The 6,145-nt window shown below is 38.3% G+C and carries 4 protein-coding genes; 3 read left to right on the top strand and 1 reads right to left on the bottom strand.

What is annotated here, in order from left to right; genetic code table 11:
- Positions 1–23 precede the first annotated feature (23 nt).
- Entirely contained in the window at positions 24–2,117 is a 2,094-nt protein-coding gene (gene recG / locus BGC7_RS17085; RefSeq protein ID WP_050702820.1) for an ATP-dependent DNA helicase RecG, read from the bottom strand.
- A 296-nt stretch (positions 2,118–2,413) separates the two neighbouring features.
- On the opposite strand from recG, the gene BGC7_RS17080 reads away from it, so the two are divergent.
- The 3 genes from BGC7_RS17080 (at position 2,414) to nagB (ending at position 6,141) form a co-directional block, all read left to right on the top strand.
- Entirely contained in the window at positions 2,414–3,238 is an 825-nt protein-coding gene (locus BGC7_RS17080) for an ROK family protein (protein ID WP_050702819.1), read from the top strand.
- A gap of 35 nt (positions 3,239–3,273) precedes the next feature.
- Positions 3,274–5,253, top strand: coding sequence for a glucosamine-6-phosphate deaminase (locus tag BGC7_RS17075; RefSeq protein WP_050702818.1), 1,980 nt, complete (start codon positions 3,274–3,276; stop codon positions 5,251–5,253).
- Positions 5,254–5,343: 90 nt separating this feature from the next.
- On the top strand, positions 5,344–6,141 hold the full coding sequence (nagB, locus tag BGC7_RS17070; RefSeq protein WP_050702817.1) for a glucosamine-6-phosphate deaminase: 798 nt from the start codon (positions 5,344–5,346) through the stop codon (positions 6,139–6,141).
- The last annotated feature ends 4 nt before the right edge of the window (positions 6,142–6,145 follow it).

Genomic DNA, 6,145 nt, shown 5'->3' with positions numbered 1-6,145 from the left:
TCAAAACAAAAAAAATTTAAGCTTTAACTAATAAGTCCCCAATTATATTTGTTTCCGCCGAGTTTCTTTAGTTGTTTTCGCAAAATAGCATTTTCATTTTTCTCTAATTGAGGATCCTCTTCCAAGACTTTTTGCGCAACTTCGCGGGCACAACGCAGAATTTCTCCGTCTCTCACAATATCTGCAATCCGCAAATTGAAAGGAATGCCACTTTGTTGCGTTCCTTCCAAATCTCCAGGTCCTCTAAACTTAAGATCGGCCTCTGCTATCTCGAACCCGTCATTGCTTTCTACCATTATATCTATCCGCTTCTTTGTTTCTGCAGATAGTTCGTAGGGAGTAACCAATATACAATAGGACTGATCTGCTCCTCGCCCAACCCGCCCTCGCAACTGGTGAAGTTGAGACAGACCAAAACGCTGAGCCGATTCAATAACCATAACAGAGGCATTAGGCACATTCACTCCTACTTCTATAACAGTAGTGGCAACCATTATCTGAGCTTCATTTTTCACAAAGCGTTGCATTTCCGCATCTTTTTCTTTAGGCTTCATTTTTCCATGAACTTTACACACGATATATTCCGGAAAAATTTCCTTTATATGCTCGAATCCTTCTTCCAGATTTTTCAAGTCCAATTTTTCACTTTCTTCTATCAAAGGATATACCATATACACCTGCCGACCTTCCTGTAATTGTTTTTTAATAGAGGCATACAGAGCTCCTCTTTTCTTATCGTATTGATGAATGGTTTGTATCGGCTTTCTGCCCGGAGGAAGCTCGTCGATAACCGACACATCCAAATCTCCGTATACGGTCATAGCCAACGTCCGTGGAATAGGCGTCGCTGTCATAACCAATATATGCGGAGGGTTTACATTTTTAGACCATAGTTTTGCTCTTTGAGCCACTCCAAAGCGATGCTGCTCGTCGATAACAACAAGTCCCAGATTAGCAAACCGAACTACATCTTCAATGAGAGCATGAGTACCAACTAATATTTGCAAATCGCCTGTCAATAAATTCTGATGAATTCTTTCTCTATCTTTTTTCTTTGTAGATCCTGTCAGCAATTCGACTTCAACTCCAAGTCCGGTAAGCAATTCCACTAAAGTAGCATAATGCTGGGTTGCTAATATTTCGGTAGGAGCCATCAGACATGCCTGAAAGCCATTATCTAAAGCAATCAGCATCAACATGAGTGCAACAAGCGTTTTTCCACTCCCGACATCTCCTTGTAATAGTCGGTTCATTTGTTCGCCTGTCGCCATATCCAGCCTGACCTCTTTGATGATCCGTTTTTGAGCATTGGTCAACGAGAAAGGAAGATTCTTTTCATAGAATGAGTTTAAGTATTCTCCTACTTTAGAAAAGACAAAACCTTTCAACTTGTTTTTTCTTTCTGTTGTATATCTTAATATATTTAGTTGCAAATAAAACAACTCCTCAAACTTAAGTCTATACTGGGCATCTCTCAGCAGCTTGGTATTTTCCGGAAAGTGAACATTACGCATTGCCTGCTTCAAGTCCATCAGACGAACATCCCCCACAATAGTATCGGGCAACGTTTCTGTAATATTTTTAATGAACGAAGAGAATGCTACAGCCATCATTTTCTGAATTGCTTTCGAATTGAGAAAATGGCTTTTCATTTTTTCTGTTGTATTATAATAGGGCATTAAACCTGTGGCACGATTCTCTTCTCCCATAAAAGGGTCTATGTCCGGATGGGCAATATTAAACTTATCGCCAAAAAGAGTAGGTTTTCCGAAAATAATATAAGGCGCTCCCACCCTATATTTATCTGTAATAAATTTACCTCCCTGAAACCATACCAAATCTATAAACCCTGTACCATCCGTAAAGTGAGCAACAAGCCGCTTCCTGCGCCCCTCCCCCAAAGTTTCGAAAGCAGTAATGCGTCCTTTCAACTGAATATAGGGCATATTGCCATCAATCTCATGAATAAAATAAATACGGCTACGATCTATATATTTATATGGGAAATAATACAAAAGGTCTTCTACCGAAAACACATCAATTTCCTTATTCAGTATTTCTGCTTTCTTAGGCCCTACACCTGCCAAATATTTGATATCAGTCTGAGTATAATCCACCTGTCACTCTATTTATTATATAATAATTGAGGTAAAGTTATAGAATTTGTCTGACATATCTAAATCGCATTTATCGAGAATATTTACAGATAGTATAAACAAAACACTCACCCAAATGTTAATTAACAAATAAAGCGATGTTTTTACAACTATGAATTATATATTTGTAATTCAATGATGAAAAACAAATAGATATAGGATCTATTAAGTACACATAACTTAGAGAAGCTCCTAAACAGCCAGAAGAACATGTACTTAATCCTTCCTTTAAATAAATAAAACACCTCTTTTTAACTATGAGGATTGGTATAGATATAAGCGGCACTGATATGCGTTTGGGTATCGTCGATGGAGGTCAGATATTCAGAAAATTTGTTGTCCCCAGCATGGCCGACCAACCCAAAGATATAATAATTAAACATTTGATCGAAGCTATCAAAGAAATAATTAACTCTAATATCCGGGGTATCGGACTTGGCGTTACAGGAATAGTGAAAACTGATAAAGGGATAGTACAAGATGCGATAAATATTCCTTCGTGGAAGAAAGTCCCTCTAAAGGATATATTAGAAAAAGAATTTAACCTACCCGTCTTTGTGAATAATGACTCTAACTGCTTTGCTTTTGGAGAACGTTATTATGGAGAAGGCACCATGTTCAAAGACATCATATGCCTTACTCTAAGTATTGGAGTAGGAATCGGAATAATCATTAACAATGAATTATATATAGGAAGTAATACCGGAGCCGGAGAAATAGGGAGTCTGCCATATCTTGAATATGATTTTGAGCGTTATTGCGGGCAAAAGTTCTTTATTAGAAATGGGACAACAGCTCAGGAATCGTACCAAATGGCTCAAAATGGCAATAAAGAAATGATTGCTCTATGGAAAGAGATAGGCAAACATATAGGAGAGCTGATCAAAACCATATTATTCACCTACGATCCGCAGGCTATCATTATGGGAGGAGATATAGTTAAGGGTTATGATTTATTTGCAGACACAATGTATGATAGTATAAAGAAATTCCCTTTTGAAGAAACAGTAGAAAAAGTAAAAATACTACTATCGAAGAAAGAAGACATCACTCTTTTTGGAGCAGCGGCTCTTGTTGTATAATCAAAAAAGAATCCAACAATAAAAACAATATAGATATGAGATTAGATTTAAGTTCACAAATCGTATTAGACAGAGTGCCACAACGGTACTACCGTCCCGAAAATGAGTTTGAGCAGTCTGCTCTGACCCGATATGAGAAAATGCCTACCAAGATATATGAATCTTCAGTAGACGCGTCTTTGCAAGTAGCTACAGATATTGCAAAAAAGATAAAAGACAAACAAGCAAAAGGAGAGAGTTTCGTACTTGGACTTCCCGGAGGACATTCTCCTCAAACAATTTACACAGAGCTTATCCGCTTCCACAAAGAAGGGTTAAGTTTCAAGAATGTAATCATATTCAACATATATGAGTTCTATCCTTTAGCACCTCAGTCGAGCAGCAATCTGAAGCTTTTGAAAGATACATTCCTTGATCACGTTGACATTGATCCTAAGAATATATATTCGCCTGATGGCTCAATTTCTAAAGAAGAAATAATAGACTATTGTCGAAAATATGAGCAAATCATACACAAAGTAGGCGGTATAGATTATTTATTATTAGGACTGGGACGCTCTGGTAATATAGGTATCAATATTGCAGGATCGAGTATGTCTTCTCAAACACGATTGGTTCTACTTGACAATCAATCTAAAAAAGAAGCTATAAATACATTCGGTTCTATTGATCTTGTTCCACCGAGTGCCGTTACGATGGGGCTTTCGACTATAATGAAATCGAAAGAAATAGCTCTAATTGCTTGGGGTGAAGATAAAGCCAAAAGCGTGAAGGATGTTGTAGAAGGAGCTGTATCTGATGCCATACCCGCTTCTTGCCTGCAGGCACATGAAAACGCAAATGTACACATTGACCTGAATGCAGCATACGAATTGACTCGTATCAGCCATCCTTGGTTGGTTACCAGTTGCGACTGGAACAACACGCTTATTCGTAGAGCAATAGTATGGTTATGCTTCAAAGTAAACAAACCGATACTTAAACTTACAAATAAAGACTATCAGGACAATAGTCTTGAAGAGTTATTGACTCTTTATGGATCGGCATATAATGTAAATATCAAAATATTCAATGATCTGCAACACACCATAACCGGATGGCCGGGAGGTAAACCTAACGCAGATGATACAAATCGTCCGGAAAGAGCCAATCCATACCCTAAAACGGTTATTATATTCAGTCCTCACCCCGATGATGATGTTATCTCTATGGGGGGCACTTTCAAACGCTTGGTAGACCAGAAGCATAATGTTCATGTAGCCTATCAAACATCAGGGAATATTGCGGTAGGAGATGAAGAAGTAATCCGTTATGTATCTTTGCTCGAAGATGTGAGAACCAAATATGACCCTACCAATACATCGCTGAAACACAAATACGCAGATATACTGCAATTCCTGTTGCACGACAAGAAAGAAGGCGATGTAGATACTGCCGACATTTTATTCCTAAAAGGACACATTCGTCGCCAAGAAGCAACTACAGCATGTCGTTATGTAGGTGTGGATACAGCTAATGTAAGATTCCTTGACTTACCGTTCTACGAAACAGGGCGTATAAAAAAGAATCCGATATCAGAAGCAGATGTTGAGATCGTGAAGAAATATTTGGAAGAAGTAAAACCTCACGAAGTATTTGTAGCAGGCGACCTTGCCGATCCTCATGGCACACACAAAGTTTGTCTGGATGCAATCTTGGCAGCTATAGACGAACTAAAAGGTGCAGAATGGCTTAAAGAATGCCGCATATGGATGTATCGTGGAGCTTGGGCTGAATGGGAAATAGACCATATAGAAATGGCTGTACCTATTTCTCCTGAAGAGTTACGTTCGAAGAGAAATGCAATATTGAAACATCAGTCTCAGATGGAAAGTGCACCTTTCCTTGGCAATGACGAAAGACTATTCTGGCAACGCTCTGAAGATAGAAATAAAGCTACTGCTGAATTGTACAGACAATTAGGAATGGCATCTTATGAAGCAATAGAAGCTTTTGTAGAATATCATCCACTTTAAAAAATAACTAAAAGAGGTGGCAAGTCTTCCAATGTTATATTGAGAGGCTTGCCACAATCTTATAATATAAAACACTATAATAAAAGTATCATGAGATTAATTATTCAACCCAATTATGATTCCTTGTCTCAGTGGGCGGCAAACTATGTGATAGCAAAAATTAATGCGGCTAACCCTACAGCCGACAAACCATTTGTTCTTGGTCTACCTACAGGCTCATCTCCCATGGGAATGTATAAAGCTTTAATAAAGCATCATCAAGACAAGAAAGTCTCTTTTCGCCATGTGGTAACTTTCAATATGGATGAGTATGTTGGACTACCTCAAGATCACCCACAAAGCTACTATACATTTATGTGGACAAACTTCTTTAATCATATAGATATTGACCGCGCAAATGTAAATATACTAAATGGCAATGCAACAGATCTTGACGCCGAGTGTGCAGCATACGAAGCTAAAATGAAAGCTGTAGGTGGAGTTGATTTGTTCCTTGGAGGAATAGGGCCTGACGGACACATCGCTTTCAATGAGCCGGGTTCATCTTTATCGTCACGCACTCGTCTAAAGACACTTACTCAAGATACAATTATTGCCAACTCCCGTTTCTTTGACAATGACACAAACAAAGTTCCTAAAACATCTGTAACAGTTGGTGTAGGTACTATCCTCGATGCCAAAGAAGTCCTTATTATGGTTAACGGACATAACAAAGCCAGAGCTTTGGCACAAGCTGTAGAAGGGTCTATCAACCAGATGTGGACTATAACAGCATTACAGCTTCATCCAAAAGGAATTATTGTATGTGACGAGGCTGCAACCGAAGAGTTGAAAGTAGGAACATACAAATATTTTAAAGATATAGAGAAAGAGAATCTTTCTATCTAAAGCA

The organism is Dysgonomonas sp. BGC7 (genome assembly GCF_001261735.1).
In the GTDB taxonomy this organism is placed as follows: domain Bacteria; phylum Bacteroidota; class Bacteroidia; order Bacteroidales; family Dysgonomonadaceae; genus Dysgonomonas.
This window is presented reverse-complemented; position numbering and strand designations above follow the sequence as displayed.

Excerpts from the sequence above, each read along its gene's own strand:
- BGC7_RS17080 (WP_050702819.1), top strand. The coding sequence starts at position 2,414 with ATGAGGATTGGTATAGATATAAGCGGCACTGATATGCGTTTGGGTATC.
- BGC7_RS17075 (WP_050702818.1), top strand. The coding sequence starts at position 3,274 with ATGAGATTAGATTTAAGTTCACAAATCGTATTAGACAGAGTGCCACAA.
- nagB (WP_050702817.1), top strand. The coding sequence starts at position 5,344 with ATGAGATTAATTATTCAACCCAATTATGATTCCTTGTCTCAGTGGGCG.